The 24,074-nt window shown below is 66.0% G+C and carries 21 protein-coding genes; 15 read left to right on the plus strand and 6 right to left on the minus strand.

Annotated elements, in window-relative coordinates; translation table 11 throughout:
• The first annotated feature begins 8 nt into the window (after nucleotides 1–8).
• The 12 genes from H7F16_RS18405 (at nucleotide 9) to H7F16_RS18460 (ending at nucleotide 13,882) form a co-directional block, all read left to right on the plus strand.
• Nucleotides 9–1,439, plus strand: coding sequence for a type II and III secretion system protein family protein (locus tag H7F16_RS18405; RefSeq protein WP_185799109.1), 1,431 nt, complete (start codon nucleotides 9–11; stop codon nucleotides 1,437–1,439).
• Nucleotides 1,440–1,461: 22 nt separating this feature from the next.
• Nucleotides 1,462–1,611, plus strand: coding sequence for a hypothetical protein (locus H7F16_RS18410; protein ID WP_185799110.1), 150 nt, complete (start codon nucleotides 1,462–1,464; stop codon nucleotides 1,609–1,611).
• 83 nt (nucleotides 1,612–1,694) lie between these two features.
• Nucleotides 1,695–2,183 (plus strand): TadE/TadG family type IV pilus assembly protein, encoded by a 489-nt coding sequence (locus H7F16_RS18415; RefSeq protein ID WP_185799111.1) that lies wholly within the window; start codon nucleotides 1,695–1,697, stop codon nucleotides 2,181–2,183.
• 35 nt (nucleotides 2,184–2,218) lie between these two features.
• Nucleotides 2,219–2,854 (plus strand): TadE/TadG family type IV pilus assembly protein, encoded by a 636-nt coding sequence (locus H7F16_RS18420; protein WP_185799112.1) that lies wholly within the window; start codon nucleotides 2,219–2,221, stop codon nucleotides 2,852–2,854.
• A 53-nt stretch (nucleotides 2,855–2,907) separates the two neighbouring features.
• Nucleotides 2,908–4,068 carry a CpaE/TadZ family protein gene (locus H7F16_RS18425; RefSeq protein ID WP_185799113.1) on the plus strand — a complete coding sequence of 387 codons (1,161 nt, stop codon included), beginning with the start codon at nucleotides 2,908–2,910 and terminating at the stop codon, nucleotides 4,066–4,068.
• Nucleotides 4,065–4,616: a L,D-transpeptidase gene (locus tag H7F16_RS18430; RefSeq protein WP_185799114.1), complete on the plus strand. Its 552-nt coding sequence runs from the start codon at nucleotides 4,065–4,067 to the stop codon at nucleotides 4,614–4,616. Before H7F16_RS18425 ends, H7F16_RS18430 begins: the two co-directional genes overlap by 4 nt.
• 76 nt (nucleotides 4,617–4,692) lie before the next feature.
• The gene (locus H7F16_RS18435; protein WP_241741524.1) at nucleotides 4,693–6,018 is read left to right on the plus strand and encodes a TadA family conjugal transfer-associated ATPase; all 1,326 of its coding nucleotides are present in this window, start codon (nucleotides 4,693–4,695) and stop codon (nucleotides 6,016–6,018) included.
• A gap of 2 nt (nucleotides 6,019–6,020) precedes the next feature.
• Nucleotides 6,021–6,977, plus strand: coding sequence for a type II secretion system F family protein (locus H7F16_RS18440; RefSeq protein ID WP_206682621.1), 957 nt, complete (start codon nucleotides 6,021–6,023; stop codon nucleotides 6,975–6,977).
• A 15-nt stretch (nucleotides 6,978–6,992) separates the two neighbouring features.
• Entirely contained in the window at nucleotides 6,993–7,910 is a 918-nt protein-coding gene (locus tag H7F16_RS18445; RefSeq protein WP_185799116.1) for a type II secretion system F family protein, read from the plus strand.
• A 187-nt stretch (nucleotides 7,911–8,097) separates the two neighbouring features.
• Nucleotides 8,098–8,538: a GtrA family protein gene (locus H7F16_RS18450; protein WP_185799117.1), complete on the plus strand. Its 441-nt coding sequence runs from the start codon at nucleotides 8,098–8,100 to the stop codon at nucleotides 8,536–8,538.
• 1 nt (nucleotide 8,539) lies between these two features.
• Nucleotides 8,540–10,129, plus strand: a complete 1,590-nt coding sequence (locus H7F16_RS18455) for an NAD(P)/FAD-dependent oxidoreductase (protein WP_185799118.1) — start codon at nucleotides 8,540–8,542, stop codon at nucleotides 10,127–10,129.
• A 186-nt stretch (nucleotides 10,130–10,315) separates the two neighbouring features.
• The gene (locus H7F16_RS18460) at nucleotides 10,316–13,882 is read left to right on the plus strand and encodes a hydantoinase B/oxoprolinase family protein (RefSeq protein ID WP_185799119.1); all 3,567 of its coding nucleotides are present in this window, start codon (nucleotides 10,316–10,318) and stop codon (nucleotides 13,880–13,882) included.
• Here H7F16_RS18460 and H7F16_RS18465 read toward each other — a convergent pair.
• Nucleotides 13,879–14,415, minus strand: coding sequence for an NADPH-dependent FMN reductase (locus tag H7F16_RS18465; RefSeq protein WP_185799120.1), 537 nt, complete (start codon nucleotides 14,413–14,415; stop codon nucleotides 13,879–13,881). The two genes, H7F16_RS18460 and H7F16_RS18465, sit on opposite strands and share 4 nt — an antisense overlap.
• A gap of 255 nt (nucleotides 14,416–14,670) precedes the next feature.
• Between H7F16_RS18465 and smc the strand changes: the two genes are divergently transcribed.
• Nucleotides 14,671–18,126, plus strand: coding sequence for a chromosome segregation protein SMC (gene smc, locus H7F16_RS18470; protein ID WP_185799121.1), 3,456 nt, complete (start codon nucleotides 14,671–14,673; stop codon nucleotides 18,124–18,126).
• Nucleotides 18,123–18,488, plus strand: coding sequence for a hypothetical protein (locus H7F16_RS18475; RefSeq protein ID WP_185799122.1), 366 nt, complete (start codon nucleotides 18,123–18,125; stop codon nucleotides 18,486–18,488). The genes smc and H7F16_RS18475 overlap by 4 nt, the downstream gene beginning before the upstream one ends.
• Before the next feature lie 73 nt (nucleotides 18,489–18,561).
• Here the strand turns inward: H7F16_RS18475 and H7F16_RS18480 are convergent, their stop codons facing one another.
• The 4 genes from H7F16_RS18480 to H7F16_RS18495 all read right to left on the minus strand — a co-directional run bounded on the left by H7F16_RS18480 (nucleotide 18,562) and on the right by H7F16_RS18495 (nucleotide 22,165).
• A complete protein-coding gene (locus H7F16_RS18480; protein WP_241741530.1) occupies nucleotides 18,562–19,083 on the minus strand; it encodes a hypothetical protein in 522 nt (173 codons plus the stop codon).
• 17 nt (nucleotides 19,084–19,100) lie between these two features.
• Nucleotides 19,101–20,240, minus strand: coding sequence for a lytic murein transglycosylase (locus H7F16_RS18485; protein ID WP_241741525.1), 1,140 nt, complete (start codon nucleotides 20,238–20,240; stop codon nucleotides 19,101–19,103).
• A 93-nt stretch (nucleotides 20,241–20,333) separates the two neighbouring features.
• Nucleotides 20,334–21,242, minus strand: a complete 909-nt coding sequence (cbiB, locus tag H7F16_RS18490) for an adenosylcobinamide-phosphate synthase CbiB (protein WP_185799125.1) — start codon at nucleotides 21,240–21,242, stop codon at nucleotides 20,334–20,336.
• A complete protein-coding gene (locus H7F16_RS18495) occupies nucleotides 21,239–22,165 on the minus strand; it encodes an aminotransferase class I/II-fold pyridoxal phosphate-dependent enzyme (RefSeq protein ID WP_185799126.1) in 927 nt (308 codons plus the stop codon). Before H7F16_RS18495 ends, cbiB begins: the two co-directional genes overlap by 4 nt.
• Before the next feature lie 204 nt (nucleotides 22,166–22,369).
• On the opposite strand from H7F16_RS18495, the gene H7F16_RS18500 reads away from it, so the two are divergent.
• Nucleotides 22,370–22,720, plus strand: a complete 351-nt coding sequence (locus H7F16_RS18500) for a hypothetical protein (RefSeq protein WP_185799127.1) — start codon at nucleotides 22,370–22,372, stop codon at nucleotides 22,718–22,720.
• 1 nt (nucleotide 22,721) lies between these two features.
• Here H7F16_RS18500 and H7F16_RS18505 read toward each other — a convergent pair whose 3' ends face one another.
• Nucleotides 22,722–23,900, minus strand: a complete 1,179-nt coding sequence (locus H7F16_RS18505; RefSeq protein ID WP_185799128.1) for a MalY/PatB family protein — start codon at nucleotides 23,898–23,900, stop codon at nucleotides 22,722–22,724.
• Nucleotides 23,901–24,074: the final 174 nt, after the last annotated feature.

Genomic DNA, 24,074 nt, shown 5'->3' on the forward strand with positions numbered 1-24,074 from the left:
GTCTAGAAATGAAAAACACACAGGGACAGAAGCGGCTCATTCCGGCCGCCGGATTGCGCGGTCTGGGAATGCTCCTTGCCGCCGTTCTGATGCTCGGGACCGTGGCGCCCCGGGCGGCGATGGCGCAGGACTCGCGCTTCGTCACACTGGGCGCAAAGGTCGATCCCATCGTCGTAACCCCCGGCTTCACGCTGACGGTCGAGGTCGACAAACCCTATACCGACCTTGTCGTGGGCAACCCCGGCGTGGCCGACGTTTTCCCGCTGACCGACCGGTCGCTCTATATTCAGGGCAACGCGCCGGGCGCGACGAACGTGGCGCTTTATGACGCGCAGAAGAAGCTGATCGGCTCGGTCATCGTTCAGGTCCGCGTCGACTTCAACGAATTGCAGGAAGCCATCAACCGCGCCGTTCCCAGCGCCGGTGTCGAAGTGTCGAACGTCAACAACCGAGTCCGCCTTTCGGGCAACGTGCGCGACGCGCTCGACATGCAGCGCGTGCTGGAAATCGCCCAGCAATACAGCGCCGCCGATGTTCCGGTCGTGAACGCGATCCGCGTCGTCGATCCGCAGCAGGTCCAGCTTGATGTGCGCATCCTCGAAGTGAACCGCAACGCGGGCCGCGCGCTTGGCGTGCAGCTTGGCAATGCGGGCGACGATTTCACGACCCCCGGCCCGACCGGTGACATCGGCACCCAGATCAGCGGCGTCCTGCGCATCGCGGGCGGTCAGGTCGACGTAGTCATCAACGCGCTCGAGGCAAAGGGCCTTGCCCGCCGTCTGGCGAACCCGCAACTCGTCACCTCGAACGGCGTCGAAGCCAACTTCATCGTCGGCGGCGAGGTTCCGATCACCATCGCCCAGCCGAACGAGGACGGCTCCGGTTCCACCCCGACCACCACTTTCCGTGACGTCGGCGTGAAACTTGCCTTCCTGCCCAAGGTTCTGGATGGCGGCATGATCTCGCTGCGCGTCCAGCCCGAAGTGTCGAACATCGACGAGCAGTTCACCGGCGTCGACGGCCAACCCGGCTTCTCGACCCGCCGTGCCGATACGACCGTGTCGCTGATGGACGGGCAAAGCTTTGCGATCGCCGGCCTGTTGCAGGTCGACAATACGCGCAGCATCGACCAGACCCCGTGGCTTGGTCAGGTTCCGATCCTCGGCGCGCTGTTCCGCTCGACCGAGTTCCAGAAACGCGAAACCGATCTCGTGATCCTCGTGACCCCGCATCTGGTCGATCCGGCCTCGCCGAACCAGCCGCTGCAATCGCCGCTCGACAACACCCGCTCGTCGGATGACGTCGAACTCTTCCTGCTCGGCATGATGGAAGTGGACCGCGACACGATCAAAGGTTTCCGCACCGGCGAAGGGATCGTCGGACCCTATGGCCACATGATTGACTTGGAGTTCAACGATGCGCTCATCAACAAAAAATAAGCGGGTCGTCCTGCTCTGCGTCATGGCGGCCCTGCTTGCAGGTTGCGCCGATTACATGAACCGCCGCGACTCGGTCTCGGCACGGGCGGGCGATGCGGTCGAGGGCAATCTGGCGATCCAGACGATCAATCCGCAGCCTCCGGCCGCGTTCCAGAACCGCACCGGCGGCTGACAGGGAGAAATCCGGCAGGGGTGCGCGCCGCGCCGCTGCCGGAACATTCTATCAAGCCTTGCGCGGGTGCTTTCCCGCCCAGAATGGATTTTGCCTTGAAGCGTCTGACCGCGCCCCTCATTTCGCGATTCAGAACCTCGGAACAGGGGGCGATCCTTGTCGAGGCGCTGATCGCCATCCCGATCATCACGATTTTCGCCGTCGGCCTGCTTGAATTCGGCGTGATGTTCTGGGAACGCCAGCAGATGCAGGCCGGCGTCAGGGATGCCGCGCGCTATTGGTCGCGTTGCAGCCAGACCGCCGCCGCTGCGGGCTCTTGCTCGCTGACCAAGGCGCGCAACATCGCCTTTTACAGCAATCCGGCAGGGACCGGCGGTTTGCGCGTGCCGAACTGGTATCGCCCCGAGGATCTGGCCATCTCGCCGACCACGCCGCCCGCCAATACCGCGCCCACCGATATCGTCTATGCCGAAGGGCGGCTGCTCTACAGCGGCTCGCCCCTTTTCGGGCTGCTCGACATCGGGGCCGTCACCGTCCGCTACAATTACTCGATGAGGTATCTCGGATGGTAATGCGGCGCAGGGGCTTTGGCCGCGATGAACGCGGCGTGTCACTGATCGAGGGGCTGATCGTCTTTCCGCTGGTGCTGACGGTCATCATCACCTTTGTCGAATTCGGCTATGCCGTGTTCCAGTGGAGCCAGACCGGCAAGGCCGTCGCCGTCGGCGCGCGGCTTGCGGCGGTGTCGACCCCCGTGGCGCCCGGCTACGCGACGCTCGACGACGACTATGTAAGCAGCTCGACCCTTCTCGCAGGCGAACCGGTTCCGGCCGCGACGGTCAGCACCTCTTGCGCCATCGCCTCGCGCGGGGCGGGGGAAACCTACAGCATCTGCAACTCCGATGCCCTGCGGTTCATCCGCGGATCGGATGGCGTCTGCAATCCGAACTACGGCACCGGCGTTGCGGGCATGTGCGACCTGAACCCGCGGATCGAAGGCAAGAACGTCATCGTCACCTATACCCGCGCGGGTCTCGGCTATGTCGGCCGCGTCTCGGGGCCGGTTCCGACCGTGACCGTGCAGACCCGCGACATCCCGTTCTACTTCTTCTTCGTCGGTGCGCTGTTCGGCCTGAACCGGATCGACATGCCCGTAAGCCCCGTCACCGTCACGGGCGAGGACATGGCAAGCTGTGCCAACCCCGCCACGACCGCCACCAGTTTCTCGACCCCCTGTCCCTAACCGCGCCCCTCGGGGTGCAGCGAGTCCTACCGATGAACGCGATGGAAAACGAAGTGAGCAGCCCTCGCAAGCCGATGCGGAAATATTCCGTGCTGATCGTCGATTCCGGCCAGGGCGGATCTGACGAGATCATGGAAATGGTCGCCAAGACCGGCGACTACCGTGCCGAGCGCGCCACCATCGAAAGCGTCATCTCGAACCCTCTCGCCCATTCGCCCGATATCGTCGTTCTCGACCTGATGAATCCGAGCAACGAGGAACTGGAAGTCCTTGTCGAAATCCGCGGCAATTATGGTGACGTGCCGGTCATCATCGTGTCCGAGGCGCTCGACGATGTGCAGATGCGCAAGCTTCTCAAGCTCAAGATCCACGACTGGCATCGCAAACCGCTGACCCAGAGCGATTTCCACACCTCGCTGAATTCGTCCATCCGCAATGCCAAGCAACTGTCCACGCGGGTCCATGCCGTGATTTCGGCGATGGGCGGCGCGGGCGGAACCACGGTCGCGATTTCGGTGGCCGATGCCCTTGCGCGCAAACTGTCCAAACAGAAAGAGTCGGTCGGCCTGTTCGACCTCGATTTCTCCAGCGGTTCCTGCGGGATGATGCTGAACCTGTCGACCACGCTGAACCTCGATTCCGTCATCACCCATCCCGAACGGATCGACCACGAATTCGTCAGCCTGATCCAGCAGCGCCATGCGCATGATTTCAACCTCTACTCCTTCAAGCGGCGCGATTTCGTCACCCACCTGAACGGTTACGAGGTCGTCCTGCGCCTGCTTGACGCCGTGACGATGGAACATGCCCATACCGTTCTCGACGTGCCCTATTACGAGGTGGACTGGGCGCAGGATGTGCTGTCGGCCGTGAACACGGTCACCGTGGTTTGCGAATTGAACATCCCCTCGATCAAGCACGCGCTCGATCTGCTCAAGACCATCCGCGCGCTGTCCGGCGCGCCCAAGCAGGTCAACGTGCTGATCAACAAGGTCGAAGCCGGCATGTTCAAACGCAGCCGCATTCCGGACTCGAAGCTGAAGGAACTGTTCGGCGACGTCCCCTACCGCATGTTGCCGCGCGATGACGCGACCTTTGCCGAAGCGCTCGACCGTGGTGTCGTGCCGAGCGATGTCAACGCGCGTTCCAAATTCGAACGCGAAATCGGCGCCTACGTGTCCGAGGTCATGTTGAACGAGAAGGCATCGAAATGAGGGCCATCCGCCTTGCCCTGATCGGGGTCGTGACCCTTGTCCTGGCCCTTTCGGGTGCGGCCTTTGCCGACAACAAGGCCGTGCCACGCGACCTTGGCCAGCACACGCGCGAGATCGTCGATTACCAGTCGACCGAACGCCCCGGCACCATCATCATCTCGAACGCCGAACGCACGCTGCATATCGTGATGGGCGACGGCAAGGCCGCGCGCTACCAGATCAGCGTCGGGCGCGAAGGGTTTACCTGGACCGGCACCGTCACCGTCGGGCGCAAGGCGAAATGGCCCGAATGGCGCCCGCCGGCCGAAATGCGCCAGCGCGATCCGTCGCTTCCCGACATGGTCCCCGCCGGCCCCTACAACCCGCTCGGCGCGCGGGCGCTTTATCTTTACGCCAATGGCCGCGACACCCTTTACCGCATCCACGGCACGAACAACGCGCCGACGGTGGGCAATTACGAAACCTCGGGCTGTTTCCGCCTGACGAATGCCGATGTGATCGAACTTTTCCAGACCGTGCCCGAAGGCACAAAGGTGATCGTCAGATGACCGTTCACGTTATTTCCGGAGGACGAAAATGGTAGGGCGCTTTTTCCGCAAGAGCGAAGACGGGCTCGCCGCCCCGATGACCGGGACGGCACCTGCCGCCGAAGTCAGCACCGCGCCCGCCGCGCGCACCGGTCCGGATATGGTGGCCGAACGGGTCAACCTGCACCGCTTCCTTCTGGACAAGATCAACCTGACGATCCTCGACAGCATGGAGGACAGCCAGCTTCTGGAAGAACTCCGCCCGCTGGTGCGCGATTATGTCCGGTCGAACAACCTGCCGCTCAACGCCAAGGAACTCGACGCGCTGGTGTCCGACACCGCCGACGAAATGCTCGGCCTCGGCCCGCTGGAACCCCTGCTCAAGGATGACAGCATCGCCGACATTCTGGTGGTCGGCCCGAAAACCGTGTTCATCGAACGCTACGGCAAGCTGAGCAAGACCGACGTGCGCTTCAAGGACGAAGCCCACCTTCTGCGCATCATCAACAAGATCGTCTCCTCGGTCGGTCGCCGTGTCGATGAAAGCTCGCCCCTCGTCGATGCCCGTCTTGCCGACGGCAGCCGCGTGAACGCCGCGATCCGCCCCGTCACGGTCGACGGCCCGCAGGTCTCGATCCGGAAATTCTCGAAGCGCCCGCTTGCCATGTCGAACCTTGTCGAGCGGGGCGCCCTGCCTGCGGGCATGGCCGATCTTCTGGCGGCCGCCGTCGAAGGCAAGGTGTCGATGATCGTCTCGGGCGGCACGGGTTCGGGGAAAACCACCTTCCTCAACGCGCTCTCGTCGTTCATCCCCGAAGAAGAACGCCTTGTGACCATCGAAGACGCCGCCGAACTCCAGCTTCAGCAGGAACATGTGGTGCGGATGGAAACCCGCCCCCCGACCCTCGATGGCCGGAACGAGATCACCCAGCGCGATCTGGTCAAGAACGCCCTGCGGATGCGTCCCGACCGCGTCATCATCGGCGAGGTCAGGGGCGGCGAGGCTTTTGACATGCTTCAGGCCATGAACACCGGCCACGAAGGCTCGATGAGCACGATCCACGCCAACAACCCGCGCGATGCGCTGGGCCGTATGGAGCAGATGGTCGGCATGGCCGGCATGCCCATGTCGCAACTGTCGATCCGGTCGCAGATTTCCTCGGCCATCCACCTGATCGTGCAACTGTCGCGCATGCGCGACGGGACGCGCCGCATGACCGCCATCTCGGAACTGACCGGCATGGAGGGCGAGGTGATCCAGATGCAGGATATCGTGCGTTACAACCGTCTGGGCGTCGACGACAACGGCAAGATCATCGGGGAATTCCGCGCCACCGGCATCCGCCCGCGCTTTCTGGCCGAGGTGCAGAGCATCGGCCTCAAGGTCGATGCCCGTATCTTTGACCCGACCACGCGGTTCTGACCATGTCGATACTCCTGATTTATGTCTTCGTTTTCGCCGCGGTCCTTCTGGCCGTCGATGCCATCCTGCGCTATGCCACCACCCGGACCCGGTCGCGGCGCGAGATAAACGACCGTCTGTCACGCCTGAACGAAGGCGGCGGCGATCAGGCGGAAACCTATCGCCAGCTGCTGAAAGACCGCAGCGCGACCGGCGGCTGGGGAAAGAAGGGCGTCTTTGCGTGGATGACGCGCATCTACCGCCAGTCGGGCATGCGCCTGTCGATCCAGCGCCGCATCCTCTATACCATCGGCTTCATCATCTTCGGCTGGATCGCCTTTGGCTTTCTTGTCGGCGGCGGCGCGCTGCAACTCGTCGCGGGGCCGGTCCTCGGGCTTGCGGTGATGGTGCTGGTGGTGATGCGCGTGCGCACCAAGCGCATCAAGAAATTCGTCGAACAGCTGCCCATCGCCATCGAGATCATCGTGCGAAGCCTGAACGCGGGGCACCCGCTCAGCACGGCCATCGCCCTTGTCGGGCGCGAAATGCCCGATCCCATCGGGTCCGAATTCGGCCTGCTCAGCGACCAGCTCACCTTTGGTTCGGAACTTGACGATGCGATGCTCAACATGCTCGACCGCGTCGGGGCCGAAGAACTTGCCCTTCTCGCCGTGACCGTCAGCGTCCAGCGCGGCACGGGCGGCAACCTTGCCGAAATCCTCGAGAACCTGTCCAGCATGATCCGCGACCGCGGCGTGATCCGCGCCAAGATCAAGGCCATCTCGGCCGAAGGGCGCATCACCTCGGTCATCATGGCGATCTTCCCCTTCGGGCTCTATTCGATGATCGTCACGCTGGTTCCGACCTATTTCGATCCGGTCTGGGAAAGCGGCTACGGCACGCAGATCGTCGTGGGGCTTCTCGTCATCATGGCCTTCGGTATGCTCATCCTCAACCGGCTCGTCCGGTTCGATTTCTGACAGAAAGCACCCCAGATGACCGAGAATGTGATCTATCTGATGGTGTTTCTGGCGGTGATCATCATCGCCTTCACCATCCTGACCATCGTCGCCCGCAACCGCGAAATCACCCGCAACATCGAAGCGGCCACCTCAAGCCGCGGCGCGGACAACGACATCTTCTCGTCCGACAACGAACAGGTCAGCCATTACTTCAACATCCAGAAGAAGAACCAGCCCGACAGCCTCGAGATGAAGCTGATCGCGGCGGGTTTCCTGACCAAGGGGGCGCCGCGCCTGTTCCACATCTCCCGCATCGTGGCGGTCGTGGTGGTGACGCTTGTGATGCGCTTCGTGATCGTGCGGCTGTTCCCCGACATCAACCCCGCAGGCGCCGTGCTGATCGCTGCCGTTTTCGGCGGCATCTCCTTCATCCTGTGCAGCGCGGTGCTCGACTATTACGTCCGCAAGACCGAAATCCAGAACCGCAAACTCTTCCCCGATTTCATGGACATGCTGATCGTCTGCGTCGACGCCGGCCTGTCGATCGAAGCGGCCATCGACCGTGTGGCGCGGGAATTCATCACCACGAAGCCGGTTTTCGGAACCCACCTTGCCATCATCAGCCTCGAAGTCCGCGCGGGCCGTCCGCTGCACGAGGCGCTGACGAACTTCGCCTATCGCGTCCGTCTGGAAGAGGCCCGCACCCTCTCGACCCTGTTCCGCCAAAGCCAGGAACTCGGGGCAAGCGTGGTGCGGACCCTGCGCACCTATTCCAAGGAAATGCGCCAGATGCGCCTGCTCAGGGCCGAAGAGAAGGCGAACGCGCTGCCCATCAAAATGCTTTTCCCGATGGCGGTCTTCCTGTTTCCCGTGAACCTGATCATCGTGATCGTTCCCATCGTCATCACGGTCCTGCGCCTGTTCCAGGGCCTGCGCCCGCCGTCGATCTGACCGGGGCGGCCCGCAGGGGTGCAGCCACGCCACAGTCACGGGGCCGAATTTCGCGCCGACGTTCCTTTGATTGCGCCTTTGGGCGGGGGTGACATATCCCTTCGGGTAAAAGCGCCCAAAAGAGCGCGACTTCGGAGGCGGTTTCTGTGACGACGGCAATGACCTGCGCAGCGGCGGTGGTGGGCTGATGTTCCACCGTTTCCTGATCTTCTCGGGGCTGGCCGCCGCCGTGAACCTTGTCACGGGCTATATCCTCTATGCCGGTCTCGGGCTGGTCGAGGGCTGGCAATACGCGCTTGCCGTCGCCATCGGCTTTCTGGCGGGCATGGGCGTCAGCTTCGTGCTGAACCGGCGCTACACCTTCGAACCCTCGGGCCGGTTGACCCGGTCGGAGGCCATCGACTTCTTCGCCGTCTCCGTGGGCGGTCTTGCCATCACCACGACCCTTGCCGAAAACCTGCGCGGCCATCTGCCCGCCATCGACCCGCATCTGCCACCCGAGGCGCTGGCCCATATCACCGCCGTGGGACTGACCGCGATCTATTCGTTCTTCGCCCATAAATACGTGAGTTTCCGCCGTGGCCGCCGCTCCGATGCGACGCCCCGCACGCCGGACGAAAGGCCATGACATGACCGACAAGATTGCCGTCATCATCGGAGCGGGCCCCGCCGGCCTGACCGCCGCGCATGAATTCGTCACCCGCTCGGGCATCAAACCCGTGCTGGTCGAGGCCGACACGCAGGTCGGCGGCATCAGCCGCACGGTCAACTACAAGGGCAACCGCATCGACATCGGCGGCCATCGCTTCTTCTCGAAATCCGACCGCGTGATGGACTGGTGGTCGAATGTCCTGCCGCTGCAAACCGCGGGCGATGCCGACCCCACGCTGACCATCAGCTACCAGAACAAGCACCGCAGCATCGACAACCCCACGGGCGGGGCCGACCCCGACCTGACCGACGACGTCATGCTGATCCGCCCCCGCGTGTCGCGCATCCTCTACCTGCGCCAGTTCTTCGACTATCCGATCAAGTTCAGCCTCGGCACGCTGGCGGGGCTTGGCCTCTGGCGCAGCGTCAAGATCTTCTTCTCCTACGCCAAGGCGCGGGTGCTGCCGATCCGCCCCGAACGCAGCTTGCGCGATTTCATCATCAACCGCTTCGGGCACGAGCTTTATGCCACCTTCTTCCGCGACTACACCGAAAAGGTCTGGGGCGTGCCTTGCGAGGATATCCCCGCCGAATGGGGCGCGCAGCGGATCAAGGGGCTGTCGATCACCGCGCTGGTCAAGAACGCGCTGCGCAAGCTGAAACCCTCCCGCACCACCCTGTCGCAGAAAACCGTCGAGACGAGCCTGATCGAGCGTTTCCTCTACCCCAAGCACGGCCCCGGCCAGTTGTGGGAGAAAGTGGCCGAAGGCGTGGTCGCCAAGGGCGGCGAATTGCACATGCAGACCCGCGTGACGCAAGTCTACCACGACGGCGCGCGCGTGACGGCCATCGACGTGACCGACGCCACGGGGGCCAAACGCCGGATCGCGGGCGACTACTTCTTTTCGACCATGCCCGTCCGCGACCTGCTGCAAGGCCTGACCCCTCCGGCCCCCGCCGAGGTGCAGGCGGTCTCGGACGGCCTGACCTATCGCGATTTCATCACGGTGGGCGTGCTTCTCAAGCGGCTCAAGCTGAACGGCGGCGCCACGGCCGCGAACCTCTATTCCCGCATCCCCGACAACTGGATCTACGTGCAGGAACCCGATGTAAAGGTGGGCCGCATCCAGATCTTCAACAACTGGAGCCCCTATCTGGTCGCCGACAGGGACGACATCTGGATCGGCCTCGAATACTTCGTGAACGAGGGTGACGACATCTGGTCCATGCCCGACGCCGACCTGACCGCCTTTGCCGTCGGGGAACTGGCCAAGCTCGGGGTTTCGGACCCGTCCGACGTGAAAGACGCCGTGGTGGTGCGCACGCTGAAAGCCTACCCCGCCTATTTCGGCAGCTACGACCGCTTCGATCAGGTGCGCGACTACATGAACCGCTTCGAGAACCTCTTTCTCGTCGGTCGCAACGGCATGCACCGCTACAACAACCAGGACCATTCCATGCTGACCGCGATGGTCGCGGTGGACGGCATCCTGAGCGGCCGCGACACCCATGCCGAACTGTGGGAAATCAACACCGAACAGGAATACCACGAGGCCAAGAAGGACTGACCCGCCGCCGCGCCGCCCGTGACCTTCGGAAAAGCGGGTATTTGGGCAAGGATGAAAACCGCAGGGCAGCTTCATCCTTGCCCAAATACTCAACTTGCAGCCGTGCCGAAGCGCCACGGCTGAAGGACTGCCCGTTGACTCGGCCCCCGCGATGTCGGACCCAAGGGCAGGGCAAAAGGGGGTCGCATGTCGGGCGCTTGGGAATTCTGGATCGACCGTGGCGGCACCTTTACCGATGTGGTCGCCCGCCGCCCCGATGGCCGGATCGAGACGCGCAAGCTTTTGTCCGAAAACCCAGAACGCTATGCCGATGCCGCCGTGCAGGGCATCCGTGATTGCCTCGGCCTCTGCCCCGGAGACGCTTTGCCCCAAGGGGCCATCGCCGCCGTGAAGATGGGGACGACCGTGGCCACCAACGCGCTGCTCGAGCGCAAGGGCGAAGCGGTGCTTCTGCTGGTCACCCAAGGGTTCCGCGACCTTCTGCGGATCGGCACGCAGGCCCGCCCCGCGCTGTTCGATCTGCACATCAAGCGCCCCGACCTGCTTTACGCGCGCGTGTCCGAGGTTCCCGAACGGCTGGACGCCAGCGGCGCGGTCGTTGCCGTGCTTGACGAGGGGGCTGTCCGTGCCGCCCTGCAAACGGCCTATGATGCGGGCATCCGCTCGGTGGCCGTGGCCCTGCTGCACGCCTATCTGAACCCCGCGCACGAGGCGCGGATCGGCGCCATCGCCGTCGGGGTGGGTTTTACCCAGATCTCGCTTTCCCATCAGGTCAGCCGCTTGGCAAAGCTGGTCGGGCGCGGCGATACCACGGTGGTCGATGCCTATCTCTCGCCCATCCTGCGCCGCTATGTGGCGCAGGTCGAAGGCGCCCTCGATATGGGCGTTGCCACGGGGCGGCTTCTCTTCATGCAATCGAATGGCGGGTTGACCGAGGCCACGCGCTTCCAGGGCAAGGATGCAATCCTTTCCGGCCCCGCAGGTGGCATCGTCGGCATGGTGCGCACGGGGCAGGCGGCGGGGTTCGACCGGCTGATCGGCTTTGACATGGGCGGCACCTCGACCGATGTCAGCCATTTCGCCGGAAGCTACGAACGCTCCTTCGAGACCGAGGTGGCCGGCGTGCGGATGCGCGCGCCGATGATGGATATCCACACCGTCGCCGCAGGGGGCGGTTCGATCTGCACCTTTCGGGACGGGCGCTTTCAGGTCGGCCCCGAAAGTGCCGGTGCCAACCCCGGCCCCGCCGCCTATCGCCGTGGCGGGCCGCTGACGGTGACGGATTGCAACGTCATGCTGGGCCGCCTGTCGCCCGCGCATTTCCCCGCCGTGTTCGGCCCGAACGGCGACCAGCCGCTCGACGCCGACATCGTGCGGCGGCGGTTCCAGTCCCTTGCCGATACCGTCGCCGCCGAAACCGGCCACCGCCCCGCGCCCGAGGAGATGGCGGCAGGTTTCCTGCGCATCGCGATCGACAACATGGCCAACGCCATCAAGAAGATCAGCGTCCAGCGCGGGCATGACGTGACGGGCTACACCTTGCAATGTTTCGGCGGGGCAGGGGGCCAGCATGCCTGCGGCGTGGCCGATGCCTTGGGGATACGGCGCGTGTTCCTGCACCCGCTTGCGGGGGTTCTGTCGGCCTATGGCATGGGCCTTGCCGATCTGCGCGCCCTGCACGAGGTGCAGTTCGACGCGCCTCTTACGGCCGATGCGGCCCCGGCCCTTGCCGACCTTGCCGCGCGGGCGCGCGCCGACCTTGCCGCGCAGGGCATCGCCAATCCCCGCACCGAAGCCCGCGCCCATCTGCGCTACGAAGGCTCGCACCAGCCGCTCGAGGTGCCCTTCGGCACCCCCGCCGCGATGCAGGCCGCCTTCGAGGCCGCGCATCAGGCCCGCTTCGGCTTCACCTCGCCCGAGCGCGGCTTGCTCTTCGAGATGCTCGCCGTAGAGGCCATCGGCGGCGGCGCGGACCTTGGCGAAGCGCCCTTGCCCGCAGGCCGCGCCGATCCGGTGGATGCGGTCGACCTCTGGCTGGACGATTGGCGCAAGGTGCCGCTTTATGACCGCGCAGCACTTGGCGCGGGGGCGCGCCTTGCCGGACCCGCCGTGATCCGCGAAGCCACGGGGACCGTCTATCTGGCCGAAGGCTGGGACGCCCGCACCGATGCCACCGGCAACCTGATCCTTGAACGGACCGGGGCGATCACCCGCCCCCCTGCGGCGGGCACCGAGGCCGATCCCGTCCTGCTCGAGGTGTTCAACAACCTGTTCATGTCGGTGGCCGACCAGATGGGGGCCACGCTCGCCAATACCGCGTGGTCGGTGAACATCAAGGAACGCCTGGACTTTTCCTGCGCCATCTTCGATGCGGCGGGCGATCTGGTGGCCAATGCCCCGCATGTGCCGGTGCATCTCGGCTCCATGTCGCATGCGGTCAAGGTGGTGATGGCCGAAACGGCGGGGCATGTGGCCGAGGGCGATGCTTTCATGCTCAACTCGCCCTACAACGGCGGCACGCATCTGCCCGATGTCACCGTCATCACCCCCGTTTTCGTCGGCGGCAAGCCCGCCTTCTGGCTTGGCTCGCGCGGGCATCACGCCGATATCGGCGGGCGCACGCCCGGATCATCCCCGCCCGACAGCCGCAGGATCGAGGAAGAGGGCGTCCTGATCGACGTCTTTCCCCTCGTCAGCCGTGGCACGCTGCGCGAGGCGGCGGTGCGCGAACTGCTGCTGTCCGGCCCCTATCCCTGCCGCGCCATCGAACAGAACATGGCCGATCTCAAGGCACAGATCGCCGCGAACGAAACCGGGCGGCGCGAGCTTTCGCGCGTGGTCGAAAGCTACGGGGCCGATGTGGTCGCGGCCTATATGGGCCATGTCCAGCGGAATGCCGAGGAAAGCGTGCGGCAGGTGATCGACCATTTGCAGGACGGCAGCTTCACCTATCCGATGGACATCGGCACGCGGATTTGTGTGCGCGTCACGGTTGACCGTGCGGCCCGCGCGGCAACGGTCGATTTCACCGGAACCTCGGCCCAGCACGCGGGCAATTACAACGCCCCCGCCGCCATCACTCGGGCGGTGGTGCTTTACGTTTTCCGCACGCTGGTCGGCAAGGCCATCCCGCTGAACGAAGGCTGCCTGCGCCCCGTCACGCTGGTCGTGCCCGAGGGGTCGATGCTGAACCCCCGCGCCCCCGCCGCCGTAATCGCGGGAAATACCGAAGTGTCGCAAGCCGCCTGCAACGCGCTTTACGGCGCGCTTGGCGTCATGGCCTGTTCGCAGGCGACGATGAACAATTTCGTCTGGGGCAATGCCCGCTTCCAGAATTACGAGACGATTGCCGGCGGCACGGGGGCGGGGCCGGGGTTCGCGGGCTGCGACGCGGTGCAAAGCCATATGACCAACACCCGCATGACCGACCCCGAAATCCTTGAAAAACGCTTCCCCGTGCGGTTGGAAGCCTTTGGCATCCGGCAGGGCTCGGGCGGCGCGGGGCGGTGGAGCGGCGGCAGCGGCGCGGTGCGCCGGATGCGGTTTCTCGAAGGTGTCACCGTCACCACGCTGTGTTCCAGCCGGATCGTCCCGCCCTTTGGCGGCGCGGGCGGTGGCGCGGGCGCTGTGGGCGAGAACCGCGTGATCTGGCCTGACGGGCGGGTCGAGGTCTTGCAGGGCAACGACGAACGCGACCTGCCCGCAGGCGCGGTCTTCGAGATGCTGACACCGGGCGGCGGCGGCTGGGGTTAGCGCCCTGCCTCGGACCGCAACACTTGCATGAGTTCGGTCAGCGTTTTGACATAACGCGCATCGCGCAGCCGCCCCGCCTCGTCGAATGCGCTGCGCGAGTCGGCCACCATCACCTCGGGCCCCGTGATCAGGCGCGGGCGGAACGGCGTCAGGCAAAGCCGCAGCGCGAATTGCGACCGGTCGCCGCCCGCGCGCCCGTCGGCGGCCGACATGATGGCCACCGGCTTGTCGCGCCACGCGGCCCCCGGCACGCGCGACACCCAGTCGAGCGCGTTCTTCAAACCGCCGGGCACCGATTTGTTATACTCGGGCGTCGCGATCACAATCGCATCCGCCGCCCTGATCTGGCCGTGCAGGGTGACGGCCCCGGGCGGGAAGCCGTTCGCCACCTCGTCATCCTCGTCGAAGAGCGGCATGCGGATGTCGCCCTCCACATGTTCTGCCGCGCCAAAGACGCGCCGCGCTTCGGCCAGAAGCAGGCGGTTGGTCGAACCGGCACGAAGCGCGCCGCAAATGCCGAGAAGGGTGAGCATGGTTCAAATGTGGTGCTGCAACCTGCGCGGGTCAAGCGGAGTTTGACGCAAACTCCGGCACGGAATTTGACGCAAATTCCGCGCGCCCAAGCCTGCCGCCGGTTTCTGCGTCAGAAACCGGACCGGAATTTGCGCCAAATTCCGTCTGCGCCAGCCCCAACATCTTGGGGATAAGCCGCCGCCCGCTTCTACATCCTGTTGACTTGCCCCCTGTCTGGCCGGACCATATCGCATCAGCGGAATCAGGACCAAGCCTTGCGTTTCACCCGCCTTCGGCTCAACGGCTTCAAAAGCTTTGTCGACCCCACGGATCTTGTGATCCATGAGGGGCTTACAGGCGTGGTCGGGCCGAACGGTTGCGGCAAGTCGAACCTCTTGGAAGCCTTGCGCTGGGTCATGGGCGAGAACCGTCCCACCGCCATGCGCGGCGGCGGGATGGAGGATGTGATCTTTGCCGGTGCGGCCACCCGCCCCGCACGGCATTTTGCCGAAGTGGCGCTGGTGATCGACAATCAGGACCGTCTCGCGCCCTCCGGCTTCAACGAGGCCGACCAGATCGAGATCATCCGCCGCATCACGCGTGATGCGGGGTCTGCCTACAAGGCCAATGCCAAAGACGTCCGCGCCCGCGATGTGCAGATGCTCTTTGCCGATGCCTCGACCGGCTCGCATTCGCCCGCGCTGGTGCGGCAGGGGCAGATTTCGGAACTGATCAACGCCAAGCCGAAAGCGCGCCGCCGCGTGCTGGAAGAGGCTGCGGGGATCTCGGGCCTTTACGCCCGCCGGCACGAGGCCGAGCTGAAGTTGCAGGGCGCGGAACAGAACCTGACCCGCGTCGATGACGTTCTGGAAGCCCTTGCCCAGCAATTGTCCACCCTGACGCGGCAGGCGAAACAGGCCGCGCGCTATCGCGAGATCGGCGAGGAATTGCGCCGCGCCGAAGGGATGCTTCTCTATCGCCGCTGGCGCGAAGCCGAATTCGCGCGGGCCGAGGCCGATGCCGCGCTGCGTGAACGCCTGCTTGCGGCATCGCAGGCCGAAGCCGCCGCCCGTGCGGCCGGAAAAGCCCGCGAAGGGCGCGAGGACGCCTTGCCCGCCAAGCGCGAGGAAGAGGCGATTGCCAGCGCGGTCCTGCAACGGCTGACCGTCCAGCGCGACGCGCTTGGCGACCAAGAAGCCCGCGCCCGCCAGATGATCGAAACGCTGCGCAGCCGGATCGACCAGCTTGCGCGGGATATGGAGCGCGAAGCGGGGCTGAACCGCGACGCGGGCGAAACCATCGGGCGGCTGGAATGGGAGATCGAGCAACTTGCCCGCGCCCATGACGGCCATGACGAACGCCTGACCGAATCCGCCGAAATCGCGCGCGAGGCGGGGGCGTTGCTGTCCGACCGCGAAACCCTGCTCGCGCAGGCGACCGAAGACAGCGCCCGCCTTGCCGCCCGCCACCAGTCGGCGCAGCGCATGATGTCCGACACCCGCTCCACCCTCGACCGTGCCGAAGCGCAGGCGGGCGCCGCGCGCGAGGCGGTCGAGGGCGCGACCGAAGCCTTGGCCGAAGCCGCCGAGGCCTTCGACGCCGCAACCGAAGCGCAAGAGGCCGCGGCCGCCCTTGCCGAACGGGCCGAGGAAACGCTGGCCGAGGCCGAAACCGCGCGCGCCGAAACGCAGGGCCGCGAAGCCGAAGCCCGCGCCGCCCGCTCGTCGGCCGAGGGCGAGGCGAATGCCCTGCGCGCCGAAGTCGCGGCGCTGGCCCGTCTGGTCGAACGCGAGGCGGCGGCAGGCTCGCAACTCCTCGACCGTCTGACCGTGACGCCCGGCTATGAAAAGGCGCTGGGCGCCGCGCTGGCCGACGATCTTCGCGCCCCCGAGGTCGAGGCCGCCGCCCGTTCGGGCTGGGCCGTGCTTGATGCCTATGCGACGCCCCAACCCCTTCCCGCAGGGGCAGACCCCTTGGGTGCGCATGTCAAGGCGCCCGCCGTCCTTGCCCGCCGCCTGTCCCAGATCGGCCTTGTCAGCCGCGAACAGGGTTTCGCGCTGCAAGCCGCGCTGCAACCGGGGCAGCGCCTTGTCAGCCTCGATGGCGACCTCTGGCGTTGGGACGGGTTCCGCGCGGGGGCCGAGGATGCGCCCTCGGCCGCCGCCCTTCGCCTGCAACAGCTCAACCGTCTGGTGCAGTTGAAGCGTGACCTCGAAGAGGTCGCGGCCAAGGCCGAAGGCGCGCGTCAGGCGCACGAGATGCTGCAAGCCCGCCTTGCCGATCTGGCCCGTGCCGACCAGATGGCCCGCGATGCCCGCCGCGCCGCCGATGGGCGCGTGACCGAAGCCAACCGCGCCGCCAGCCGTGCCGAGGCCGACCGCTCCATCGCCGCCGGAAAGCTCGAAGCCGCCCGCCTTGCCGTCTCGCGCTATGATGACGAGGCGATGGAAGCCCGCGCCCGCCTGCGCGAGGCCGAGGCGCAGCAGGCCGATCTTCCCGACCTCGACGCCGCCCGCAACGCGGTCGAAGCCGCCCGCGTGGCCGTCGAGGCCGCCCGTCTTGCCATGCTCACCCGCCGCTCCGCGCATGACGAGCTTCGCCGCGAGGGCGAGGCGCGGGTGCGCCGCCGTCAGGAAGCGGTCAAGGAACTGTCCGGCTGGAAGCACCGCCTTGAAACCGCCGAACGCCGCATTGCCGAACTGGCCGAACGCAAGGCCGAGACGGAAGAGGAATTGGCCGAGGCCAGCGCCGCCCCCGAAGAAATCGCCATCAAGCGCGAGGAACTGGCCGAAGCCATCGACGCCGCCGAGGCCCGCCGCCGCATCGCCGCCGATGCCTTGGCCGAGGCCGAAGCCGCCCTTCGCGCCGCCCAGGACGCCGAACGCGATGCCGAGCGCGCGGCGGGCGAGGCCCGCGAAGCCCGCGCCCGTGCCGAGGCCCGCGCCGATGCCGCCCGCGAAACCGTGGCCTATGCCGCCGAACGCATCGCCGAGGAAACCGAGGCGACACCCGACCAGCTTCTCGACACGCTGAAAACCGACCCCGACAGAATGCCCGATGCCGAAACGCTCGACGCCGATGTGAACCGCCTGAAACGGCAGCGGGAATCGCTGGGCGCGGTCAACCTGCGCGCCGAAGAGGATGCCAAGACTGTCTCCGGGGAATACGACACCCTCGCCGGCGAAAAGAACGATCTGGAAGAGGCGATCAAGAAACTCCGCTCAGGGATCGCGGGGCTGAACCGCGAAGGGCGCGAGCGCCTCCTGACCGCATTCGAACAGGTGAACGCCAATTTCTCGACCCTCTTCACCCATCTGTTCGGCGGGGGCGAGGCGCGTCTGGTGCTGGTGGAATCCGATGACCCGCTGGAAGCGGGCCTTGAAATCATGTGCCAGCCGCCGGGCAAGAAACTCGCCACCCTGTCGCTGCTGTCGGGGGGCGAACAGACGCTGACGGCGCTTGCGCTGATCTTCGGCGTGTTCCTTGCCAACCCCGCGCCGATCTGCGTTCTGGACGAGGTCGACGCGCCGCTCGATGATGCCAACGTGACGCGCTTCTGCGACATGCTGGACGAAATGACCCGCCGCACCGACACGCGCTTTCTGGTCATCACCCACCACGCCGTGACGATGGCGCGGATGGACCGCCTGTTCGGCGTGACGATGCAGGAACAGGGGGTGAGCCAACTCGTCTCGGTCGACCTCAAGAAAGCCGAGGCGCTGGTCGCGTGACACCGCAAGACATCGCATCCGCCCTGCAAGCTGCGGGTTTTGTCGGCATCGAACCCGTGGGCGACACCGTTTACGCCCGTGGCGATGGCCCCGCAGCCCCTGAATTCACGGCCCATGCGGGGGCAGGGGGCACCACCCTGACGCTGCGCTTCGAGGTGCGGGCACCCGAAGCGGCGCTTGCCGATTGGCGCATCTCGCAGAAAGGGACGCTCGCCATCGTCAGGGGCGAAACCCACCTGACCCTGACCGTCACGCAAGCCGGCCTTGCCGCCGCCCTGCCACAGTGGCGCAAGCTGATGCAGACGGCGGCGAAGCAGGCGGTCGCATGGCGGCGCGGGCAAAAGCCGCTGCACGGGATGTGAACGGTAGGGTGCGCTCTTGCAGCGCACCATCGTTCCGCGGCACAGGTGCGCATCAACTGCGCACCCTACGGCGTCACAGCTTGCAGATCACGTCGCCAAGGCGCACTTCGCCATCGCGCTCGATGGAACACAGCACCCCGCGCAGCCGCAATTCGGGGTGGCCGGGGGCCACGACCCAATCCTTCGCCTCTGCGCCGTAACGCACCTTCCACTTCACGCAGGCATCGTTGAACACATCGCTCACCCGCAGCACCGCCGTCCCGCAGGCCAGCAACGTCCCCTCGGGCAGATTGGCCAAGGATGTGTCGAGGTCCGCGATGATCGTATCGCCCGGATGCGGTTCGGCATCGCCTTCGCGCCAGACCAGATCAAGCACCCGCTTGGGCAGGATGGACACCTGGATCCGCGGATCGCCCGTGCCATCGGCCAGCTTCAGCCAGGGTGCCTTGGCCCAACGCTCGCCGGGAATGCCACCCTCGCGCGTCAGGGTCACGCGGTCGGGAAAGGCGCGCTGCCCGTAATCGGGGCGCAGGCACAGTTGCAGCACGGGGGCGGCATCTTTCGGGGCGGCCAGCACATGGGGCAGGGCGGCCATCAGTTCGGCAGTGGTTTTCACAATCTCTCCAACAGGTCGGCGGTCGGCCATGCATCGGCGGGAAGGCCCAGCCGCGTCTGCTCTTTCTGCACCGCAATCCGTGTCGATGCACCCAGAATGCCATCGATCTGGCCCACATCATGCCCAAGGGCCGCCAGCTTCTGCTGCAACGCCTTCATCTGGGCCACAGGCAGGGCCGGATCGGGGTTGCCCGCGCGATAGGGTTCGGCCCCCATCAGCCGCGTGGCGAAATAGGCCGCCGTGGTGACATAGACGAAGCTTTTGTTCCAGTTGAACAAAACCGAGTAATTCGGATAGGCGAGGAAGGCCGGACCCTTGCGCCCCTGCGGCAGAAGGATCGACGCGGGCAAGCCGTTCGCCACCACCCCGCTGCGCACCTGCACCCCCATCGCCGCCCATTGCTCGGCGGCAAGCTGCGTGTCGAGCCCGGTCAGCTCCCAGTCGAAACTGTCGGGCAGGATCACCTCTTGCAGCCACGGTTCGCCCGCGCGCCAGCCGTGGCTTTGCAACAGCCGCGCCCCCGACAGGATCGCATCGGGGGCCGAGGTTTTCAGCGTCACCAACCCGTCGCCATCGCCATCGACGCCAAGACGCAAGATGTCGCCCGGCAGCATCTGGACCATCCCGATCTCGCCCGCCCAGGCGCCGGTGGTGTCCAGATCGAACTCGCCCAGACCATGCATCTGGATGGCCGCCAGAACCTGCGGCTGGAACAGATCGGGGCGGCGGCAATCATGCGCCAGCGTCACCAGCGCGTTGCGGGTGTTGAAATCGCCCTGCACCGCGCCGAAATCCGTCTCAAAGGCCCAAAAGGCCAGCAGGATCCCGCGCGAGACGCCGTAGTCCTTTTCCGCCCGCGCAAAGATGTCGCCATAGCGGCTGGCATTGGCGATGCCCTTTTGCAGCCGGTCCTTCGAGATCAGGCTTTGCGAGAATTCCAGAAAGCTCTTGCGGAACACGCCTTGCGCGCGGTCGGCTTTCAGCACGCGCGGGTCCGGATTGGCCCCGGCAAAGAAGGCATCGACCGTGGCCGGCGTCTCGCCCGCTGCCACGGCTTCGGCTTTCATCGCGGCGACCCAACTGCCGAAATCACCGCCGCAGGGCGCGGCAAGGGCAGGGCTTGCGGTGGCTGTCATCAGGGCAAGGGTCAGGGCGCGCATTGGGCCTCGCATGCGGTTGGGGCGCGGGCAGGTTATGCGGCCCGGGCCTGCGGGGCAACCGCAGGTGGATCAGAAAAGCGCGAGAAGCAGCGTCAGCCCCAACATCCCGCCCCAGGCCCGCCACAGTGCCGCGCAGGCCGCGTCGATGTCATCGGGGCCTGCATCGCGCCGCCCCTCGGGCCAGACCCAGGGGAAATCGCGCATCTCGCCGTGATAGGACCGTGGCCCCGACAGCGCCACACCCAGCACCGGCGCCATCGCGGCCTCGGGCCAACCGGCATTGGGCGACCGGTGCAGCGGCGCATCGCGCAGCACGGGACGCGGGTCGAACCAGCCGTGGGTCACCGCGATCAAAAGCGCGGTCAGGCGCGCGGGGACAAGGTTCAGCAGATCGTCGAAGCGCGCCGCCGCCCAGCCGAACTGCTCGTAACGCGGGGTGCGGTGGCCGATCATCGAATCCGCCGTGTTGGTGATCTTGTAAAGCATCAACGCGGGCAGACCGCCGACCAGAAACCACAAGGCGGGGGCAATCACCCCGTCCGACAGGTTTTCGGCGGCACTTTCGATGGCGGCGCGCGATACGCCCGCCTCGTCCAGCGCGGCGACGTCACGCCCCACGATCATGGCAACCGCCTGCCGCCCTCCGCCAAGCGACAGGCGCAGCGCATCGCCCACGGCCTGCACATGCTGCACCAGCGACCTTTGCGCGAGCAGGATCGCCGCCGCGATCACCTCGACCACGCCGCCATCCGGCAGGGCATGGATCAGCCAGCCCAGCCCCCATGCGCCAAGCCCCAGACCCGCCATCGCCGCCACCCCGCGCAAGCGGCGGTGGTTTCCCCTGTTCAACAGCGCCTCGGCCCGGCCCACGGCGCGGCCCATCAGCACGGCGGGGTGCGGGAAGCGGTCCCACAGCCATTTCGGCTCGCCCAGTGCGGCGTCAAGCAGCAGGGCGGGGATCAGAAGCGTGGCACTCATAGCGCGGCCTCCAGCCGTGCCCAGCCATCGCCATCGGGCAGGCCAAGGCGCAGCCAGCGGGCGGAATAGGGAAAGATCCGGCCCAGAATGCGGTGCCGCGCCAGCCGCTCCTGCCACGCCGCCGCATCACCCACATCGTAAAGCCGGAACAGCGCGGTGCCGCCCGCCTGCGACACACCCGCCCGCAGCATCAGCGCATCAAGCCGCGCCGCATCCGCCGCCAGCCGCGCGCGCGTGGCCGCAGCCCAGGCCTCGTCGCGCAGCGCCTTGGCCGCCGTGACCAGCGCGGGGCCCGACACGGCCCAAGGCCCGATCATCGGCTCAAGCCGCGCCAGCAGCACGGGGTCGCCGATGGCAAATCCCAGCCGCATCCCCGCCAGACCCCAGAACTTGCCAAAGCTCTTCAGCACGACCGTCCCCGCCTGACCGGCCTGCGCGATCTGGCTTTCGTCGGGGCATATGTCGCAAAAACTTTCGTCGATCACGCTGAAGGCGGCGTCCGGTGCCGCCTGAAACCGCCCGTCGGGATTGTTCGGATGCACCACCACAGCCGCATCCGCCGCGCCCTCGACCACCTGCCAGCCGTTGGCCGCAAAGGCGCGGGCATGTTCGTTATAGGTCGGCCCCGCAATCGACACCCGCCCCGCCGGGCGCAGGGCCGGCAGCCGCGCGATCAGGGCCGAAGCGCCCGGTGCCGCCAGCACCGCCGCACCATCGGGCACGCGCCAGAAGGACCGCGCCGCAGCCTCGGCCTCGGCAAAGGCCGCGCGGTCGGGCAGGGCGGTCCAGATGTCGCCACCGAATGCGGGCAAAGGATAGGGTCGCGGGTTGATTCCCGTGGACAGGTCAAGCCAGTCGCCCCGCGCCCCGCCCCAGCGCGCCGCCGCCGCATCAATCCCGCCGCCGTGGTCGACCCCAGCCATGATTCGCCCGCCCCCGCCTGTCCAAGCGCCAGAAACCCGATCGCGCCCGCCCTGTCCATCGCCCCGCAGGGCCGCAACCCGCCCCCGCGCGCCCGAGTTGCGGCTTTTCCGTCACGGCGCGTTAACTTTTCCTGCCTACCCTGCCGTTGTCATCTGCAAGGCTATCTCGCTGTGAAACGCTCTGCCCAAGGGATGGAGAGACCGATGCTCGAATTTCTGCCGCGCGAGGTGCGCGAAGGGCTGGAAGCCGCACGCAAGGCAACGCTGCGCCGCAAGTCGCGTCTGCGCGTGCAGGTCGGCGGCGCGGTCTTTCCCGTGCTGCGCTTCTGGGAGGATGGCATGGCGCTCGACGCCAAGCTGACCCCGCATCTGCGCGGGCTGGTCGATGTCTACGACGGCGCGAACCACATCTTCCAATGCCTGATCGTCGCCTCGTCGCAGGACGGGGGCGAACTGATCTGCGGTTTCAAACGCTCGACCGCCGTGCTTGACCGCCCCGCGCTGGATTACTGGCACGACGAGAACGCGCCGGTGGGCTACCTGCCCAAGGCCTGACCTATTGCAGGTCGGCAAAGGCCGCCTGCATCCGCGCGACGGCCTCGACCACGACGGCGCGGCGCGTGCCAAGGTTGAAGCGCAGGAACTGCTCGCCCCCCGTGCCGAATGCGCTGCCGTGGTTGGTCGCGATCCGCGCGTCCTTTTCGACCCGTGCGATGAACTCCTCCGCCGTCATCCCCGTGCCGGAAAAATCCAGCCACGCCAGATAAGTCGCTTCCAGCGGCATCGACCGCAGGCCCGGAATGGCGGCCATGCCCGCGTCGAAAATCCGGCGGTTCTCTTCCAGATAGGCCATCAGCGCATCGACCCATGCGGCCCCTTCCGGCGAATAGGCGGCGGTGGCCATATGCATCCCGAAGGAATTGCCCGAAATCCCCAGCGCCATGATCCTTGCCGCAAACTTCGCCCGCAGCACCGGATCGGCGATGATGACATTGCCGGTATGGCTGCCCGCGATGTTGAAGGTCTTGGTCGTCGCCGTCATCATCACCAGACGGTCGGCGATGTCGGGTGCCGCATTGGGCATCGGAATGTGCTTTTGCCCCGCAAAGACCAGATCGTGATGGATCTCGTCCGACACCAGCACCAGATCGTGGCGCTTGCAGAAATCGGCCACCCCGCGCAATTCGGCCTGCGTCCAGACCCGTCCGCCGGGGTTGTGCGGCGAGCAGAGGATGAACATCGTCTCGCGCCCCGTCATCAGCGCGTCCCAGGCGGCGAAATCCATTTCGTAGCGGCCGGCATTGTCGGTCAGCGGGCATTCCACCACCACGCGCCCCGCCGCTTTGATGGTGCGCGCAAAGGCGTGGTACACCGGCGTCGTCAGCACCACCCCGTCCCCCGGCGTGGTAAACGCCTCGAGGCACAGCCCCGTGCCGTTGACCAGCCCGTGCGTGGTAAAGATCGCGTCGCGGTCGACCGTCCAGCCGTGGCGGGTTTTCATCCACCACAGGATCGCGTCCTTATAGGCGGTGTCATCGCCGAAATAGCCATAGATGCCATGCGCCGCCATCGCCTCGACCGCGCGCTGCACGCAGGCCGGCGGGCGGAAATCCATGTCCGCCACCCACATCGCCAAGCCCTGATCGGCAGGCACGCCATACATCGCCTCCATCATGTCCCATTTCACCGAATGGGTTCCGAAGCGGTCGATCACTTGGTCGAAGTCGTGGCTCATGCTAGGGTCCTGTCGTGCAAGGCTGGCTCTGCGTTTCCCGCCGTTTTAGGGCAAGCGGACGTATTTTCCAATATAGAGTTTTGTATTGGAACAATTTTCTACAATCGTATTGATTGGTGGAATATACGTCCGATTAATGGTGTTTTTCCGGTATAAACGCCCAAGGCGAATGCT

The organism is Paragemmobacter straminiformis, from assembly GCF_014243445.1.
In the GTDB taxonomy this organism is placed as follows: domain Bacteria; phylum Pseudomonadota; class Alphaproteobacteria; order Rhodobacterales; family Rhodobacteraceae; genus Paragemmobacter; species Paragemmobacter straminiformis.

Coding starts and splice junctions, on each gene's coding strand:
- H7F16_RS18435 (WP_241741524.1), top strand. CDS start 4,693: ATGACCGGGACGGCACCTGCCGCCGAAGTCAGCACCGCGCCCGCCGCG.
- H7F16_RS18505 (WP_185799128.1), bottom strand. CDS start 23,900: ATGAGCCACGACTTCGACCAAGTGATCGACCGCTTCGGAACCCATTCG.
- cbiB (WP_185799125.1), bottom strand. CDS start 21,242: ATGAGTGCCACGCTTCTGATCCCCGCCCTGCTGCTTGACGCCGCACTG.
- H7F16_RS18445 (WP_185799116.1), top strand. CDS start 6,993: ATGACCGAGAATGTGATCTATCTGATGGTGTTTCTGGCGGTGATCATC.
- H7F16_RS18485 (WP_241741525.1), bottom strand. CDS start 20,240: ATGACAGCCACCGCAAGCCCTGCCCTTGCCGCGCCCTGCGGCGGTGAT.
- H7F16_RS18440 (WP_206682621.1), top strand. CDS start 6,021: ATGTCGATACTCCTGATTTATGTCTTCGTTTTCGCCGCGGTCCTTCTG.
- H7F16_RS18500 (WP_185799127.1), top strand. CDS start 22,370: ATGCTCGAATTTCTGCCGCGCGAGGTGCGCGAAGGGCTGGAAGCCGCA.
- H7F16_RS18430 (WP_185799114.1), top strand. CDS start 4,065: ATGAGGGCCATCCGCCTTGCCCTGATCGGGGTCGTGACCCTTGTCCTG.
- H7F16_RS18455 (WP_185799118.1), top strand. CDS start 8,540: ATGACCGACAAGATTGCCGTCATCATCGGAGCGGGCCCCGCCGGCCTG.
- H7F16_RS18460 (WP_185799119.1), top strand. CDS start 10,316: ATGTCGGGCGCTTGGGAATTCTGGATCGACCGTGGCGGCACCTTTACC.
- H7F16_RS18410 (WP_185799110.1), top strand. CDS start 1,462: ATGGCGGCCCTGCTTGCAGGTTGCGCCGATTACATGAACCGCCGCGAC.
- H7F16_RS18495 (WP_185799126.1), bottom strand. CDS start 22,165: ATGGCTGGGGTCGACCACGGCGGCGGGATTGATGCGGCGGCGGCGCGC.
- H7F16_RS18405 (WP_185799109.1), top strand. CDS start 9: ATGAAAAACACACAGGGACAGAAGCGGCTCATTCCGGCCGCCGGATTG.
- H7F16_RS18450 (WP_185799117.1), top strand. CDS start 8,098: ATGTTCCACCGTTTCCTGATCTTCTCGGGGCTGGCCGCCGCCGTGAAC.
- H7F16_RS18465 (WP_185799120.1), bottom strand. CDS start 14,415: ATGCTCACCCTTCTCGGCATTTGCGGCGCGCTTCGTGCCGGTTCGACC.
- H7F16_RS18415 (WP_185799111.1), top strand. CDS start 1,695: ATGGATTTTGCCTTGAAGCGTCTGACCGCGCCCCTCATTTCGCGATTC.
- H7F16_RS18480 (WP_241741530.1), bottom strand. CDS start 19,083: ATGGCCGCCCTGCCCCATGTGCTGGCCGCCCCGAAAGATGCCGCCCCC.